This is a genomic window from Streptomyces sp. NPDC058239 (assembly GCF_042882185.1).
Classification (GTDB): Bacteria; Actinomycetota; Actinomycetes; order Streptomycetales; family Streptomycetaceae; genus Streptomyces.
The window spans coordinates 9,346-23,220 of sequence record NZ_JBHVWS010000064.1; the positions used below are offsets into that span (position 1 = coordinate 9,346).

13 protein-coding genes and 1 pseudogene are annotated in these 13,875 nt (G+C 69.9%); 5 read left to right on the forward strand and 9 right to left on the reverse strand.

Translation table 11 applies throughout. From position 1 onward, the window contains the following. Nucleotides 1-78 precede the first annotated feature (78 nt). Nucleotides 79-684 carry a Uma2 family endonuclease gene (locus ACFVYE_RS40465; protein ID WP_383976092.1) on the reverse strand — a complete coding sequence of 202 codons (606 nt, stop codon included), beginning with the start codon at nucleotides 682-684 and terminating at the stop codon, nucleotides 79-81. Between the two features lie 183 nt (nucleotides 685-867). Between ACFVYE_RS40465 and ACFVYE_RS40470 the strand changes: the two genes are divergently transcribed. Together ACFVYE_RS40470 and ACFVYE_RS40475 are read left to right on the forward strand one after the other, a co-directional pair. Further along, nucleotides 868-1,542, forward strand: a complete 675-nt coding sequence (locus ACFVYE_RS40470) for a response regulator transcription factor (RefSeq protein WP_383976094.1) — start codon at nucleotides 868-870, stop codon at nucleotides 1,540-1,542. 53 nt (nucleotides 1,543-1,595) lie between these two features. Beyond that, the gene (locus ACFVYE_RS40475) at nucleotides 1,596-2,975 is read left to right on the forward strand and encodes an ATP-binding protein (RefSeq protein ID WP_389608621.1); all 1,380 of its coding nucleotides are present in this window, start codon (nucleotides 1,596-1,598) and stop codon (nucleotides 2,973-2,975) included. On the opposite strand, the gene ACFVYE_RS40480 is transcribed toward ACFVYE_RS40475, so the two are convergent. Together ACFVYE_RS40480 and ACFVYE_RS40485 are read right to left on the reverse strand one after the other, a co-directional pair. After that, the gene (locus ACFVYE_RS40480) at nucleotides 2,956-3,783 is read right to left on the reverse strand and encodes a hypothetical protein (RefSeq protein ID WP_389608622.1); all 828 of its coding nucleotides are present in this window, start codon (nucleotides 3,781-3,783) and stop codon (nucleotides 2,956-2,958) included. The two genes, ACFVYE_RS40475 and ACFVYE_RS40480, sit on opposite strands and share 20 nt — an antisense overlap. A 116-nt stretch (nucleotides 3,784-3,899) precedes the next feature. After that, on the reverse strand, nucleotides 3,900-4,922 hold the full coding sequence (locus ACFVYE_RS40485) for a hypothetical protein (protein WP_389608623.1): 1,023 nt from the start codon (nucleotides 4,920-4,922) through the stop codon (nucleotides 3,900-3,902). A 133-nt stretch (nucleotides 4,923-5,055) separates the two neighbouring features. Here ACFVYE_RS40485 and ACFVYE_RS40490 point away from each other — a divergent pair, with 133 nt between their 5' ends. Together ACFVYE_RS40490 and ACFVYE_RS40495 are read left to right on the forward strand one after the other, a co-directional pair. Continuing rightward, nucleotides 5,056-5,661, forward strand: a complete 606-nt coding sequence (locus ACFVYE_RS40490) for a TetR/AcrR family transcriptional regulator (RefSeq protein WP_389608624.1) — start codon at nucleotides 5,056-5,058, stop codon at nucleotides 5,659-5,661. Nucleotides 5,662-5,766: 105 nt separating this feature from the next. Continuing rightward, nucleotides 5,767-6,240, forward strand: a complete 474-nt coding sequence (locus tag ACFVYE_RS40495) for a calmodulin-binding protein (RefSeq protein ID WP_389608625.1) — start codon at nucleotides 5,767-5,769, stop codon at nucleotides 6,238-6,240. 103 nt (nucleotides 6,241-6,343) lie between these two features. On the opposite strand, the gene ACFVYE_RS40500 is transcribed toward ACFVYE_RS40495, so the two are convergent. The 3 genes from ACFVYE_RS40500 to ACFVYE_RS40510 form a co-directional block, all read right to left on the reverse strand. Beyond that, on the reverse strand, nucleotides 6,344-6,577 hold the full coding sequence (locus ACFVYE_RS40500) for a hypothetical protein (protein ID WP_383976105.1): 234 nt from the start codon (nucleotides 6,575-6,577) through the stop codon (nucleotides 6,344-6,346). Next, nucleotides 6,567-6,815, reverse strand: a complete 249-nt coding sequence (locus ACFVYE_RS40505) for a hypothetical protein (protein ID WP_383976107.1) — start codon at nucleotides 6,813-6,815, stop codon at nucleotides 6,567-6,569. The genes ACFVYE_RS40500 and ACFVYE_RS40505 overlap by 11 nt, the downstream gene beginning before the upstream one ends. A 438-nt stretch (nucleotides 6,816-7,253) precedes the next feature. Further along, nucleotides 7,254-10,025, reverse strand: a complete 2,772-nt coding sequence (locus ACFVYE_RS40510) for a hypothetical protein (protein ID WP_389608626.1) — start codon at nucleotides 10,023-10,025, stop codon at nucleotides 7,254-7,256. A gap of 520 nt (nucleotides 10,026-10,545) precedes the next feature. Here ACFVYE_RS40510 and ACFVYE_RS40515 point away from each other — a divergent pair. Continuing rightward, nucleotides 10,546-11,343, forward strand: a complete 798-nt coding sequence (locus ACFVYE_RS40515; protein ID WP_383976111.1) for a maleylpyruvate isomerase N-terminal domain-containing protein — start codon at nucleotides 10,546-10,548, stop codon at nucleotides 11,341-11,343. A 218-nt stretch (nucleotides 11,344-11,561) separates the two neighbouring features. On the opposite strand, the gene ACFVYE_RS40520 is transcribed toward ACFVYE_RS40515, so the two are convergent. From ACFVYE_RS40520 to ACFVYE_RS40530, 3 genes and pseudogenes are all read right to left on the reverse strand, one after another. Next, nucleotides 11,562-12,095, reverse strand: coding sequence for a DUF1062 domain-containing protein (locus ACFVYE_RS40520; protein ID WP_389608627.1), 534 nt, complete (start codon nucleotides 12,093-12,095; stop codon nucleotides 11,562-11,564). 226 nt (nucleotides 12,096-12,321) lie between these two features. Beyond that, nucleotides 12,322-12,441 (reverse strand): annotated as a pseudogene (locus ACFVYE_RS40525) (IS5/IS1182 family transposase); the annotation flags it as partial. Between the two features lie 53 nt (nucleotides 12,442-12,494). Further along, nucleotides 12,495-13,847, reverse strand: a complete 1,353-nt coding sequence (locus tag ACFVYE_RS40530; RefSeq protein WP_389608628.1) for an erythromycin esterase family protein — start codon at nucleotides 13,845-13,847, stop codon at nucleotides 12,495-12,497. Between the last annotated feature and the right edge of the window lie 28 nt (nucleotides 13,848-13,875).

Sequence of the window (13,875 nt, forward strand, 5' to 3'; positions counted from 1 at the left end):
GGGGTATGATCCCCCCAGCCGTATTGGTCTTGTGGGGGGGGGCAGGTGTAGGGGGCGCCGCCCCTTCTCTTTGCCTTCTCAGACCGGGAATTCGTCCGTGAGGAGGGTCGTACCGAAGGGCTCCGGCAGCGTGAGCGGCTTGCCGAACGGCACCAGGTCGGAGCGCTTGTACGTCCCGTCCTCGTTCGGCTCCGTGAACAGAGTGGCCATCGCTCCACGGGTGTCGAACCGGTCGATCAACAGGTACATGGGTACGCCCGCGCGTGCATAGGCGCGGTACTTCTTCGTCCGGTCCTCCCGGGCGTTGCCTCTCGACGTGATCTCGACGATGAGCAGGGCTTCCGACGCGTCCATCGGATCGCTGGTCTCCGGGTCGGCGGCATCGATGAGCTCCGAGGGCATGACCACAAGATCTGGCACATAGAGCTTGTCGAGCGGGGCCACGTGGATGCCGAGGGTCTGGTAGATCTCCAGCGCTTCGGGCAGATGTCTGTAGAGCCTGCGCTGCACTTTGGCGGCAATGCCGTTGCGATGCGCATGGGGCGGAGGTACCAAGACGATCTGCCCTTCGTCGATCTCGGCGCGCCACCCCTCGGGCACGTCGAGTTCACGCCATGTCTGCAGCAGGTAGTCCCACGGGCGGCCCTCAGAGGCCTGGTCGTTCTCGACCATCGCGGCAGTCATCGCGAGTCCCTTCTTCTGTGGCCTGTCAAAGGAGCGTAGATCGTCGGTTCTGCGGCAGTTCGCCGCTCACACCAACGTCCTACGATCGTGTGACGTACGCAGCGACCCTCCGCCGTCCGCCCGGTCACCACCTGAACCTGAACGCGCTGGGGTGCCCGGCACGGGTCGGGTAATACTGGCCCGGTGACCGCTGCACGCATTCTTGTCGTCGAGGACGACCACGGCCTGCGCGATGTCCTGGCCCGTGGCCTGCGCGACGAGGACTTCGACGTCGTGACCGCCGTCGACGGCGCGACCGCCCTGAAGACCGTCGACGAGTCGGTGCACGCAGTCGTCCTCGATGTGGGGCTGCCGGACTCCGACGGGCGTGATGTGTGCCAGGCGATGCGCGGTGCGGGGTTCACCGCTCCGGTGATCTTCCTGACCGCCCACGGCAATCTCACCGACCGGCTCTCCGGTTTCGCCTCCGGCGGCGACGACTACCTGGTCAAGCCCTTCCACCTCAGCGAGCTCGCGGCCCGCGTCCGGGCGGTCCTGAACCGGGCCGGTCACCACGGCAGCACCCTCGCCGACAGCGCGGGTGCCATGCGGCTGAACCCGATAAAGCACGAGCTGACGGTCCACGGCCGCCCCGTGGCCCTGACACCGACCGAGTTCCGCCTGCTGGCGTGCCTGATGGCGGGCCCCGGGAGCGTGGTGCGCCGCCGGGCCCTGCTGCGGGCGGGCTGGCCGGAGGGGGCGCAGGTCAGCGACAACACCTTGGACCAGTACCTGGCCCGCCTGCGCCGCAAGCTTCGCGAAGCAGACAGCCCGCAGACCATCAGCACCGCCCGCGGCATCGGCTACCGCTTCGGCTGAGAACCAGAACGGCAACACATCCGCCGCGTCCGACCAGAGGCCCCGATGCACCGATGAAACGCCCCCTGACCCTCCGCGGCCGCCTCGCACTGATGGCCCTCGCCACCAGTGTGTTGTGGATCGGCGTCCTGACCACCGTCTTCAACATCGCCCTCGACAAACGGCTCCACGGACAGGCCGACGACGTCCTGCGCACCCGCGCCGAGGCCGTGGCGGCGACGGTGGACGTACGACCGGACGGCCGGCTGGTCGTCCGGGAGCCGACCGAGGACCGGGCCCTCGATGCCGGGGTCTGGATCTTCCAGGGCGGCACGGTGGTCGAGAAGCCCCCCACCGCACCCGCCGGCCTGGAGGCGCAGGCGGCCCGCCTCGCGGGCCGGCGCGAGACGTTCGCCGACACCGACGGCCCCGGGTCGTGGCGGCTGTACGCCTTCCCCGTCGCCGCACCCGCCCGGCAGGGTCACATACCCACGCAGGCCGGCACCGTCGTCGGCTCCGTCAGCCTCGACCCGTACCGCAGCACGGCGGACACCGCCCTGATCGGTTCGATCGCGCTGGCGGTGCTTCTGCTGGCCACCATCTATCTCCTGACCCGCCTCGTCGTACGACGGGCCCTGCGCCCGGTCGCCGCGATGAGCGAGCAGGCCACGCGGTGGAGCGCCGCGGGCGCTCCCGAACGGTTCGGTGCGCAGGGCAGACCCGCCGAGCTCGCCGCGTTCGCCACCAGCCTGGACGCGCTGCTGGACCGGCTGGCCGCCGTCCTGCGCCACGAGCAGCAGCAGGCCGCCGAGCTCTCCCACGAACTGCGCACACCACTCGCCCGCATCGCCGCCGAAACCGAGTGGCTGACGGGACGCCCGCGCAGCGCGGAGCAACGGGAAACCTCCCTGGAGGCCATCGCGGGCGCCGCCGCGACCATGCAGCAGATCTGCGACTCGCTACTCTCCGAGGTCCGTACCCGCAGTGCGCAGACCCCCGGCCGCTCCCGCTTCTCCGACATCGCACACTGCCTGGCGGAACGCAACGCGGCCCTGTTCCCCGACGCCCCGCCGGTGACCGTCGCGGCGGGCAGTGGCACCCCCGTCGGCACACCCGAGGTCGGCATCGGTGTCTCGGAGGACGTCGCCGAGCGCATCCTGACGCCGCTCCTGGACAACGCCCGCCGCTACGCGGCCCACTCGGTCACTCTCACCTGCGAGGCGAGCGCGGGCGAGGTCACGGTGTGCGTGTCCGACGACGGACCCGGCGTGCCGGAGGACTTCGTCGCCTCGCTCTTCGAACCCGGCCGTCGCGCCCGCCCCGAGGACGGACACGACGGCGCGGGACTCGGTCTGGCCCTGGCCCGGCGACTCGCCAGGGCAGCGGGCGGCGACATCGCACTGGACGCTGCGGCCCCCGGCGCGCGCTTCGTCGTCACCCTTCCTGCGGGCTGACCTCGACGGTGCGGGCCTCCGCCACATCGCGCCGCGTCCGGGTCAGGAAGACGACAAGACCGAGGATGACGACGAGGAACAGGATGCTGGTGCCGACCGTGCCCAGTCCCAGCCCGCCGTCCGCGGTGGGCTGCGACAGGTAGTCGCCCATCGAGGCGCCGAGCGGCCTGGTCAGGACGTACGCGATCCAGAACGACCACACCGCGTTGAAGTCCAGCGTGCGGTGTGCGAGGGCCACCGCCGCGATCAGCGCGGCGAACACGACCGCGGAGAGCCAGTACCCCAGATCCAGCTTCTCCGCCGTGAGGTCGCCCGCGGACGTACCCAGAGCGAATGTGAACAGGATCGCCAGCCAGTAGAACGCCTCGCGGCGCGTCGTCCGGATCGAGTGGATGGACAGCGTCCGCTCACTCGCGTACCAGGCGGAGAACGTGACGACGAGTACCACCGCGAACACCACGGTCGTGGTCTGGAGCGGAACGCCGAGGTTGTCGGTCAGGTTGTCGCTGATCAGCGTGCCGACCACGCTGATCAGTACCACGGAGAGCCAGTACAGGCCGGGTACATACCTGCGCGCCCGGAACTGGAAGACCAGGGTGACGACCAGCAGCGCACTCATCAGGTACGAGGTGTTGGTCAGCCCCATGCCCAGGTTGTCGTTGAGCAGATCGGCCGCGGTTTCACCCACGGTGGTGCACAGCACCTTGATCACCCAGAAGTAGACGGTCACTTCCGGGACCTTGTTCAGCATCTGCCGTGCCCGGGAGCGCGTGCCGGACGCATACGTGTCGGTCATGTCGGTTGTCATGGAACGGCACGCTGACAGGGCCTCCCTGAAATTTTCCTGACTGCGCTCAGCGCCGGAGCCGCCCCTCCCTCATCGCGTCGGTCTGCCGTTACCCACGCAGGACCGCTTCCGCGGTCTCAGTGCTCCCGGTAGTGGTCGGCGACGGCGGTGAACGCGGCCTTGGGTTCCCATGGCACGCCGGAGCAGGTGGTTCCCAGACGGTCCTCGAAGACCTTGACGATGCCGTAGCTGGCCAGGTCCAGGTCTTCGCGGGGGTCTCCGTCGGGGCGGTGCACGTGGTCGTACAGCGCAAAGGTGAACACAAAGGTGCTGTCGATGCCTCCGGCGTCGAAGGCCTCCAGCAGTTCCCGCACATACGCGGCCTGACCGGCCTCGTCGCGGGCGTACACGCCGTTGAGCCGAAGAGGACCGCCGTCCTTGTCGTACTCGACGATCTCCAGACCGTGAGCTCCCCGGTCACCCGCACCCCGGTAACCGGCCGCGCCGAACTCGGTGATCGCGACCGGCTTTCCCTGCGCGACGAGGTGATGGACGCCTTCGGCGAACCGGTCGGCGATCTCGGCCGACCGGTAGAGATCCACGGACATGATGTCGAAGGGGGCCCAGTCGACACCTTCAAGCGGTGCGGACGCGTAGGTCACCTTGCCGCCGAAGCGCTCGCGGACGAGTGCCACGGCCTTGTCGAGGAAGTCGTTGACACGCGCACCGACCTGCCCGATGTGCTCGCGCACGCGATCCGGCCGGCTCAGCAGCGCGACCCGGTCGTCGATGCTGTCGCCGGGCAGGAACCCCTGGTTCATCAGGCTCAGCTCGGCGCCGGCGACGAACACGACCTCCGCTCCCCGCCGCCTGATCCGCTCCGCGCGCTCGGCGCAGTCGGCGAACAGCAACAGCATCTCGTCGGCGGTCAGTTCGAGCGGGTACGGGGAGAACCAGACCTCGAGGCCGAGATCGGCCGCGTACCCCGCCGCGAGCTCCACCCGTTCCGGATCACCACCCATGACGCGGACCGCGTTGCAGTGCAGGTCATCACGGATGATGCGCAGCTCGCGCCTGACCACCTCCGGGTCGAAGAGCTTTCGGGAGACCGCTCCGTTCTTGACGAAGCCGGTGTCGTAGCTGATGCCTCTGGCCCGCATGCGCCGCACCCTCTCTCAGTCGAAGCATTTACGGTACTAGCCGTACCCTAATTGCCGCTGCCCAGGGATGGCAACCACAATGGGAAGGTACGAGCGGTACCGCTTGCGAGAAGGAGCCATGGCGGAGAATCCGATGAGACAGCCGAGTGCCGGGCAGACGCGGCGCCGCGGAGCCGTCCTGGAGGAGGCGATCCTGCGCGCAGCGGTGGACGAACTCACCGAGTCCGGATTCGCCGGGTTGACCATGGACAAGGTCGCCGCCCGCGCGGGCACCAACAAGAACGCCATCTACCGCCGCTGGCCGAACCGCCTCGCACTCGGCATCGCCGCCTATCGGCAACTGGCCACGACAGTCCAACCGCCCGACACCGGCGATCTGCGCAGCGACGTCCTTGAGCTGCTACGTGGAGCCAACCGCCACTGGAGTTCCCCCCTCGGAGCAATCCTGCGCGAACTGCTTTCCGCGGCCGGCGGCACGTCGGAACTCCTGGCACAGCTGCAAGAACAGTCCAGCGACGCCGCAGCCGCCCCCTGGCTGACCGTCCTGGGCCGCGCGGTCGCACGCGGTGAGGCTTCCCCCGAAGCGCTCCATCCGCGGGTCGCCGCCGTGGCCATCGTCCTGCTGCGCAACGAATTCGTCGTGCGCGGAGCCCCTACGGCACCCGACGACGTCCTCGTCGAGATCGTCGACGAGGTGTACCTGCCCCTGGTGCGGCGACGCGGCCCGGCCCGGAGCTGACCGTTCGTCCCGACGCCCGCCCGGAGCGTCGGACATGACTTTACGCAATCACTCCATTACGTTGCGCCACGAGCGGCCATGATCATCACGGTCTGCCATGCATCAATGGAGATCCTTGTGCGACACATGTTCACCAAGGCCGGAAGCCTCGCCGCCGTCGCGATGCTCGCCTTCGCCGTGGCTCAGCCGGCCCAGGCCACCCAGCACAGCGAGGGGGCGCAGCGCGCCGCCGTCGCGCCCGCCTACTTCGAGATGACCGACATCACCCGGAGCACGTTCATCGTGAAGCTGGTGAAGGAGCGCGAGATCCATCACGCCAGGGACCTGGTGAGCGGCGCCACGAACGACGAGCCCCACGTCATCGGCAGGATCAGCAAGTCCCCGGCCTGGTACAACCCGGGCTGGAGCTTCCACTACGCCCCGGAGACGGTCCACTTCTTCGACTATGCATTCGAGGTCTGCGACGCGACGCTACCGTACGTGGAGGAGCACCTCGACGAGGCCGGCGGCCCCTTCCTGCCCGGCCTCATCTTCTGCCCCTGGACTTCAGAGCTCGTACGCGAAGTACCCGCTCCATAAAGTGAGTTGACCGGACCGACCGGCCCGATCGAAGGGCGGCACCCCCCAGGGCGTCGCCCTTCCTCACGTCCACCGCCGCATCAGGCCCGGCACCCTGACACCATCACGGCAGCCGCCCCTCCCGGTTGACCTCCCTGACCCAGGCCCGCAGCACTTCCCCGAGCGGGGCCGGCCTCACCGACTCCGGCGGGCAGTCCCACTCGGCCCCACCGCCCGGCGCCCGCAGTTGTACGTACGGCCCGACGCACCCCATCACGCGCCCCACCCGCCCGTCCCGCGTGTCCACCGCGAACGACCCGGGCTCGGGCGCACACGGCTCAAGCCCCTCACCCGTCATGACCGGCCAGCCCCTGAGCCTCCAGGACCATGCTCAGCCGCAGCGCCGTGTCGAGGTTGCACCGGCCGAGGTCGACCAGCGGCGACGCCGGGTCGTTCCCCGCGCACGACACAGGGTCGATCCGCAGCGAGGGCAGCGTGATCCCGACCCCGGAGAACCCCTCCTTCAGCCGCGACACAGCGTCCTCCGCCGTCCGCACTCTGCCCTCTGCCGTCCTGCGCCGTTCCGTCGTCGTCATGATCCATCCCTTTCCACGCTGAGTAATGACAATGCATACCCAGCGTGTCCAACACGTCGCCGGCCCGGAAGAGGCGCAGAACCAACAACCGCACGTGTGTCACAGGGAGTTGTCATGCCAGGCCCCAAGAACGTCGGCCCCTCCTCCGGAGGCCGAGGAACAAGCCGAGCCCTCGTGAGCGCTCATGGTCTGCTCGGGCCCGGCGCCGGAGCAGGTCCGGACTCCACACGGACTCCACACGGACTCCACACGGATTGCGCACGGCCCTGCGCAGGAGACCTTCCCGCACGGTCTCCCACCGGGCGGCCTTCCGTACGGGCTTCCGTTGCCCCGCGTGGCCTCCTCACGCCGATGGCACCGGTCCTCGTGGTGAGGGCCGGTGCCATCGTCCAGGTGGCGCGCTCAGGCACCGTCAGCGCGGGGCGCGGACCCCGGGCGTCAGCCCTGGCGCGCGTCCGTGACCTTCCCTGAGAGGAGGGGGCCATCCATCCACTCGTCCTCCTTGAGGACGTACACCTGCATCCGCAGGGACTCCTCCGACTCGGTCAGCGCGTCGGTGACCGTGGGCACGGACACTTCGGTGCTCGTCTCGCCCTTGCGGACGGACACCCAGAGGGAGGGACTGTTCGTGGACAGGGGCCGCTCCGGGTCGGCGGCCTCGCCGAGCTCGGAGAGCCATTCCTTGTCGACGTCCTTCGTGGACAACTCCGTGCCCTCGCGCACCGGCAGGAGGTCGAACCGCGTCTCGATGTCGGTGTCGGCGGGCTGGGAGAGCTCCACCTTCCAGGTGAGCTTCTGGCCCTCGGTGACCGAGTCGGCGACCGGGGTCACGGTGACCGTGGGCCTGGGGTCGTCGTTCTCGACGAGCACGCCCCCGAAGCCGCCGCCGACCGCCGTGCCGCGCACGGCCTTGGCCGCGACCTCGTGGCTGAGGTCGTAGTTGTAGCGGGAGTTGCCCGTGACCGTGATCGGCACGTCCACGGAGCCACCGGCCTTCACCGTCACGGTGCGGATGGTGGACTTGCGGGTTTCCGGGTCGCGGACGGCGAGCTTGATCACGCCGGTGCCCTTGCCGGTGACTTGGACGGGCACGCGGTAGGTGCGGGTGCCGAAGTCGCCTTCCTTGACCGTCAGCCGGCCGATGTCGACACGCGGGAGCGCGACGGGGCGTACCGCCGGGGTGCCGGGGCGCCAGCCCCAGGCGTCCATCAACCAGAGCTCGCCGGAGCCGCTGCGTGGGGTGAGCTCCAGCGACTGCGTCCGCTTCAGGTCGACACCGGCGCTGACGGCGGCCTTCAGCGGGACGCGGACCTCACGCGCCCAGTACGCGGCCGTCGAGTCGGAGCCGGGAAGGCCGTCGACAGTGACCTGCCCGAGCCCCACCCGCTTGCCGGAGGTGTCGGTGAGGGCGACGTCGAGCCGGGTGCCCCGGGTGTTCGGCGGCACCATCACCCGCAGGGCGAGCGCGTCGGAGCCCGCCAGCGAGAAGGCGCGCTCCGGCGTCAGCCGGACCGGGGTGCCCGGTTTGGTCCAGCGGGCCGTGACCGCGTTTCGGCCCGGCTCACTGGTGGTGTCCGCCCAGGACGCGAAGTGCGGCGACCTACCGGGGTCGGAGTCCGGCCTGCAGGCCCGGGTGGTGCTCGTCGTGATCTGCTCGCACACGCGCCCGTTCGTCACCGAGAGCGGGGTGTCGGGCCGGATCGCCGGAGTACGGTTGCCGCCGACGGCGTGGGTCAGCACCCGGGCGGGATCGGCCGAGGGCGCGCGCCGGCCGGAGCCGTCGAGCAGCGGGCGGACCCGGTCGTCGCCCGCGAGGAAGAGCCGCGCGGCGGCGGCGATGTAGGTGGCGCCCGCCGTCTGCTGCTGCTCGGCGCTCAGCCGGGTCTTGGCCCGTGCCGAGCAGACCGGGTCCGGGTTGTCCTTGTCGTCCCAGAAGTCGTCGGCGGCCGGGGCCTCGGCCTGGCCGGGCGTCCACTCCGTGTTGAAGAAGTTGTGGTTGGCGCCGACCATGTACACCGCGCTGTGCAGCGCGGTGCCCCGGCCGATGCCCCGGGTGCCGTCGAGGTAGATCTGGCCCTGAAGATCGCTCACATCGCCGTCACAGCCCGGCAGAATGGTCATGGAAGGCACGTCGGGCGTGGGGTTCTGGCCGAAGATGGTGGGGCCGATCAGGACAGTGCCGCGGATCCGCCAGCCCACCGGCCCCCGGTAGCCGTCCTCGGCGGGCGGCGGCGGGGAGACGCTGTCGAGGGCCGCCCGGTTGACGCCCTCGCCGCCCCGGGAGTGGCCGACCAGGAGCACCTTCGAGAGGTCCGCGGGCTCCGTCGCGCGCACGGCCTCGGGGGCGTTCGCGGGGTTCACGCCCCACTCCGCCCAGCGGGCGAGGTGCTGGCGCACCAGGGACGAACGGGCCTGCGCCCCGAAGTCGGCCGCGCGGCCGTCCTGCGCGTTGACACCGTTCGCGGAGATGGAGACCGTCACATAGCCCTGGGATGCCAGGAGCTTCTGGTCGTGCAGAAAGCCGCGGTAGCTCGGGACCTCCTTGTTGCCCGGCTTGCACGGCCACTCCATGCCCGCGCTGTTCTTGCCGGGCTCGTAGCAGGTGGCGCCACGGCCGTGGAGGAAGAGCGCCAGCGGTCGCTTCCCCGGCGCGTCCGTCGGGCCGACGACCGTGGCGCGCATCTCCACGGGCTCGGCGTAGCCCGGCAGCCTCACCGACTTCAGGACGTACTCACCGCTGCTGGTGCGGTACTTACCGGCGACACCGGGGTCGACCGGGTTGGCGGGGAACGGGTCCTGGGGCGCCGCCGCGGCCGACGAGCGCCGCTGACCGGGTGCCTGGTCGGCCCTTGCGGCGTCCAGCCGCCGCGAACCGGCGACCACCTGGAGTTCGCTCACCGGTCCGACCCTCGCCCCGCCGAGGCGGAGCCGGAAGGTGCGTTGGTCGGGGGAGGGCTTCGGGACACCGAGGGTCCGCTCCCCCGAGCGGAACTCGACCAGGGCGCCGCCCATGCCCACGGGCTCGGGCGAGCTCCAGATCAGTTCCCCGCCCTCGACACGCCACCCCTCCGGCAGCCGCTCCCCGGAGGCGCCCGGCGGCGCGCCGGGTATGGACTCGGCGGCCGGTTGCGCGTGCGCCGGCCCTGGCGCACCCGCCGCCAGCGCCACGACCGCCAAGGCAGCCGTCAGTGCGCGTGAGACCTGTCTCACGATGGTGTCTCCTCGTCGTTGGTCGTGCTTCAGCGCCCCAGGAATCCCAGGAGCACCCCCCGCACCGGGAGAGGATGACGTGTCGTCACCGGTTGTCCACCTCGGGAAATCTGACAGGAATCTGACAGGAGCCGAACAGGAGCCGAACAAGAGTCGGGGGCCGGTCCGCTGAACGAGGGGTTCTGGCCCGGAGCAGCGGTCCGACGTCCGCGCGGGGGCCCGGCAAGCACGTCCCGCCCGAGCACCCGCTGCGCCGGCAGTTCGCGAACTTGCGCACCGGCGAGGTGAGCGGCCGGGGCGGCGCAGGCGCGCAGCAGATGTCAGAAGCTTGTTCTGTCTCGCTCTCCGGTCCACCGCGTCCGGGCCTGACGTCCGTGAGAGGTGCCCTTGCCTTCTGAGGCTCGCCCGATCTGCGCGGAACACCGCGCCATCCGAGGGCGCGCGGCCCATACCGCGTGCCCGCCGCGGCGGCTGTGAAAATCGCTGTCCGATTGTCGGAACGCGGTGATGGAGAGTCAGTGTGACAACGACACTTGAGTTCGCCGCCGTGCTGCGACTGATCGACGAACGGTCGGCCGCCTTCCGCGCCGCGGTCGCCTCCGCGCCCAGCCTCGACGTGCAGGTGCCGAGCTGCCCCGAGTGGACGCTGTTCGACCTGGTGCAGCACCTGGGCGAGGGGCGCCGCTCCTGGGCCGCCACCGTTGCCGCAGGGCCTGCCGCCGCCAAGTCCGCACCGGAGGGCGCCCCGGCTGCGCCGCGCGAGCGCGAGGCCCTGCTGGCCTGGTTGGCCGCATCGACGCAGGAGCTGCTGGACGCGCTGCGGGAGGCCGGCCCGGATCGCGGTTGCTGGACGTGGTGGGGTACCTCGGAGTCGCCGCAGACGTCCGGTGCCGTCGCTCGGCACCAGCTCCAGGAGATCGCGGTGCACACGTACGACGCCCAGATCACCGTGGGTGCCCCGCAGCCGCTGCCGGACGAGGTGGCACTCGACGGTGTCGACGAGTTCCTGTCCACCTGCTGTGCGACGACGAGTGCCTGGCCGCACAAGCCCGCTGCCGTCGACTTCCACGCCACCGAGGGCCGCTCCTGGCGCCTCTCGGTCTCCGCCGACGACGCACGGATCACCCGTCTCCCCACACCCGGCACAATGCCCGCCACCGCTGCCGGCGAGGGCCCGGACGCGGTCGCCGCCTCTGCCCGGGGCACGGCCGGTGAGCTGGTCCTCGTCCTGTACGGCCGTATCCCGATCGACTCCCTGCAGCTCGACGGCGACCGACGTCTCTTCGACCGGCTCAGCGCCTGGGATCCGGACGAGTAGGACGTGACGAAGCGCCACCTCGTACGCCCCGAGGCATGCCTCCCGCGAACGGCTGCAGCCACGCCGTGGTGGCCTCGGGGCCGCTGAGGGAGCAGACCGCCACGGCGTCGAAGCGGCTGATCGAGGATCTTCCGCAGAACCCCGGCGCCCAGGCCGATCACCCGTGCCAGGGCCTGTCCGGCGGGTCTTGCCGGACAGGCCCTGGTCCCGAGGAGAGCTCAGCGCTTGAGCGTGAAGGTGAAGTCGCCGGAGAGCTTGCCGCTCAGCCGGACCGCCGAGACGAGATTCCCCTCCGTGATCAGTCTCTCGACCTCGGCCCGCGAAAGACCGCAACCTTCAGCGATCAGTCGCACCGGCCGGACAGGGATCCGCGCCGCGAAGCGGACCGAGATGTCGATCACCTCGCGGTCCAGGTGGTCCGATCCGCCGGTGTCGAGGCGCCAGGCGTTGTCCCAGTCGAGGGCGATGCGATTACGGCGCTGCACGACCGGATCCTGGAGCAGCTCGGCTGTCAGACCGAGGTCGTTGTCATGCAGCCGGTCCAGCAGCTCAGGTCGTATGGAGCGCACATTCATCCGCTCCAGGACCGTGAGCTTTGCAGTTTCCCCGCAAGCGGTACAGAGCGCGAGGAGCCAGGCGTCGATGAGCTTGTGGTTTGCGTTGACGCGGAATTTACCGCTTGCCCGGAAGCGCTCGGACGCGCACGCGTGGCAACGGCGGAGAACGAGCGGCAGGCAGGTGGGCGCGACCACTCAGCTATTGAGCACAGAAGTACACCGGTTTCAGTGAGAAGTCCGCAGCAAAAAGGAGCGCGGCGCACATGCGCGACGCGCGACGATTCAGCACTCGGGAGGTCTCACAGGGTGTACAACGGAACGTCCTTGACCAGACGACTTGGTTCGGCAGCACGGTAATGGCGCACAGCGGTGCTGCTCCACCGGTTTTCGAGCGCCTCACCGCCAGGCTCTGTCCGGTGGATCACGGACGAAGCCGGAGCCGGATCGCGGCGACGGTGACGGTGCCAGGGAAGATGCGGGCCCGCTTGTCGTACCTCGTGGCCACGACCCGGATGTTCTTGAGCCTGTTGACCGTCCGCTCCCCCGCAGATCAGGCGGTGCCGGACGGCTCGCGCCAAAACCGGAACCAGGCCGTCACGGCTTCAGCCTGTCAGCCTCCCTGACTTCGTGCAGGTGGATGAGGACGTCGAAGGACTTGGCGAGCGCGGTGTCGTGCGGCTCCACGGGGAACAGTGTGCCGACGTTGAGCGTGGGCCGGGCGGAGTTCAGCCAGTCACGCGCGGCGGCCGGGGCGGTGCGGACGTCGAGGTAGAAGTCCCGGTAGCGGACCTTGTCGAGGGTGGCCTCGTTCCGGTCGGACTTGGCGGCGGGAACGGTGAACTTCTTCCACTCTCCGCCCAGCGCGGCGTCCTTCGACAGGAAAGAGCCCTGGTTGAAGGTGAAGCCGATGGGGAGGTAGTCCTTGCCCATCGTGTCGCGCAGGAACGCCCCCTGCGTCTTGGGGTACATCTCGGGATCGCCGGCTACGTAGGCGACATGGTCGTTGTGCGCGGACAGCAGCACCTTCTGGCCGGTGCGCTGCTGCCACCAGGAGACGTTCTGGGCCATCACCTCGTCGCGGAAGCGCTGGGAGGCGGCGTTCGACTCCGGGTCGTCGGGGTTCAGGGTGAGGAACTTGGCGGTCTGGGCGACGGACCGGGCGTTCTGCTCGGCCCAGTCGAACGTGTCGCCGCCGGAGCCCTTCAGACCGCTGACCAGCTCCAGGGCCTGCTGTGCCTTGACGGCGAGTTGCTGCCGTTCCGCGAGCGGCTTGCCCAGGTAGGCGAAGACGTCGTCGATCGGGCGCAGGCCGGTGTAGAGCTCGTTGAGCCGCGGCAGCGCCTCCGGGTGGTTCTTCTGCACGTAGCCGGACACCCGGCCGAAGAACTCGTCGCTCAGTGAGGGTGCGCCGATGTCGTCGCCCATGAAGTGGACGGGGCGGCCGGGGTGGTGGCGGTTGTAGTTCCGCATCCACTCGATGAGGCTGACGAACTCCTCTCGATCCCAGGGCGAGTTGGTGAGCGTCTCCTTGGCAATCTTGCGGGCGTCGCCCTTGCCGGTCTGGAGGTAGTCGTCGATCTGGAGCCCGGCGGACCAGCTCAGCTCCAGGGCGAAGGTGGTGAAGCCCTTCTTCTCGACGAGGTGGCGGAAGACCCGCTCCTTCATGGTGAAGAACTCATGGGAGCCGTGGGTCGCCTCGCCGAGGCCCACCACCTCGGCGTCGCCGATCATCGAGTCCAGGGCTCGCAGGTCGGCCGTGTTCCCCCCGGGCTCGGTCGAGCGCAGCGGGTGGGCCGCCTGCTCCAGTGCGCGGACCGGGTTCTGCTCCCTGCCGGCCTTGTCGGCCGAGGCTGCTTGGACCGCCACGGGAGCGAGGACCGCTCCCGTCGCAACCGCCGCCGTCGCCAGCAGTACCCGTCGACTGATCCGCTTCCGGTGCTTAGCCATGCTGTTGCCTCTCAACTTGCGTATTGCA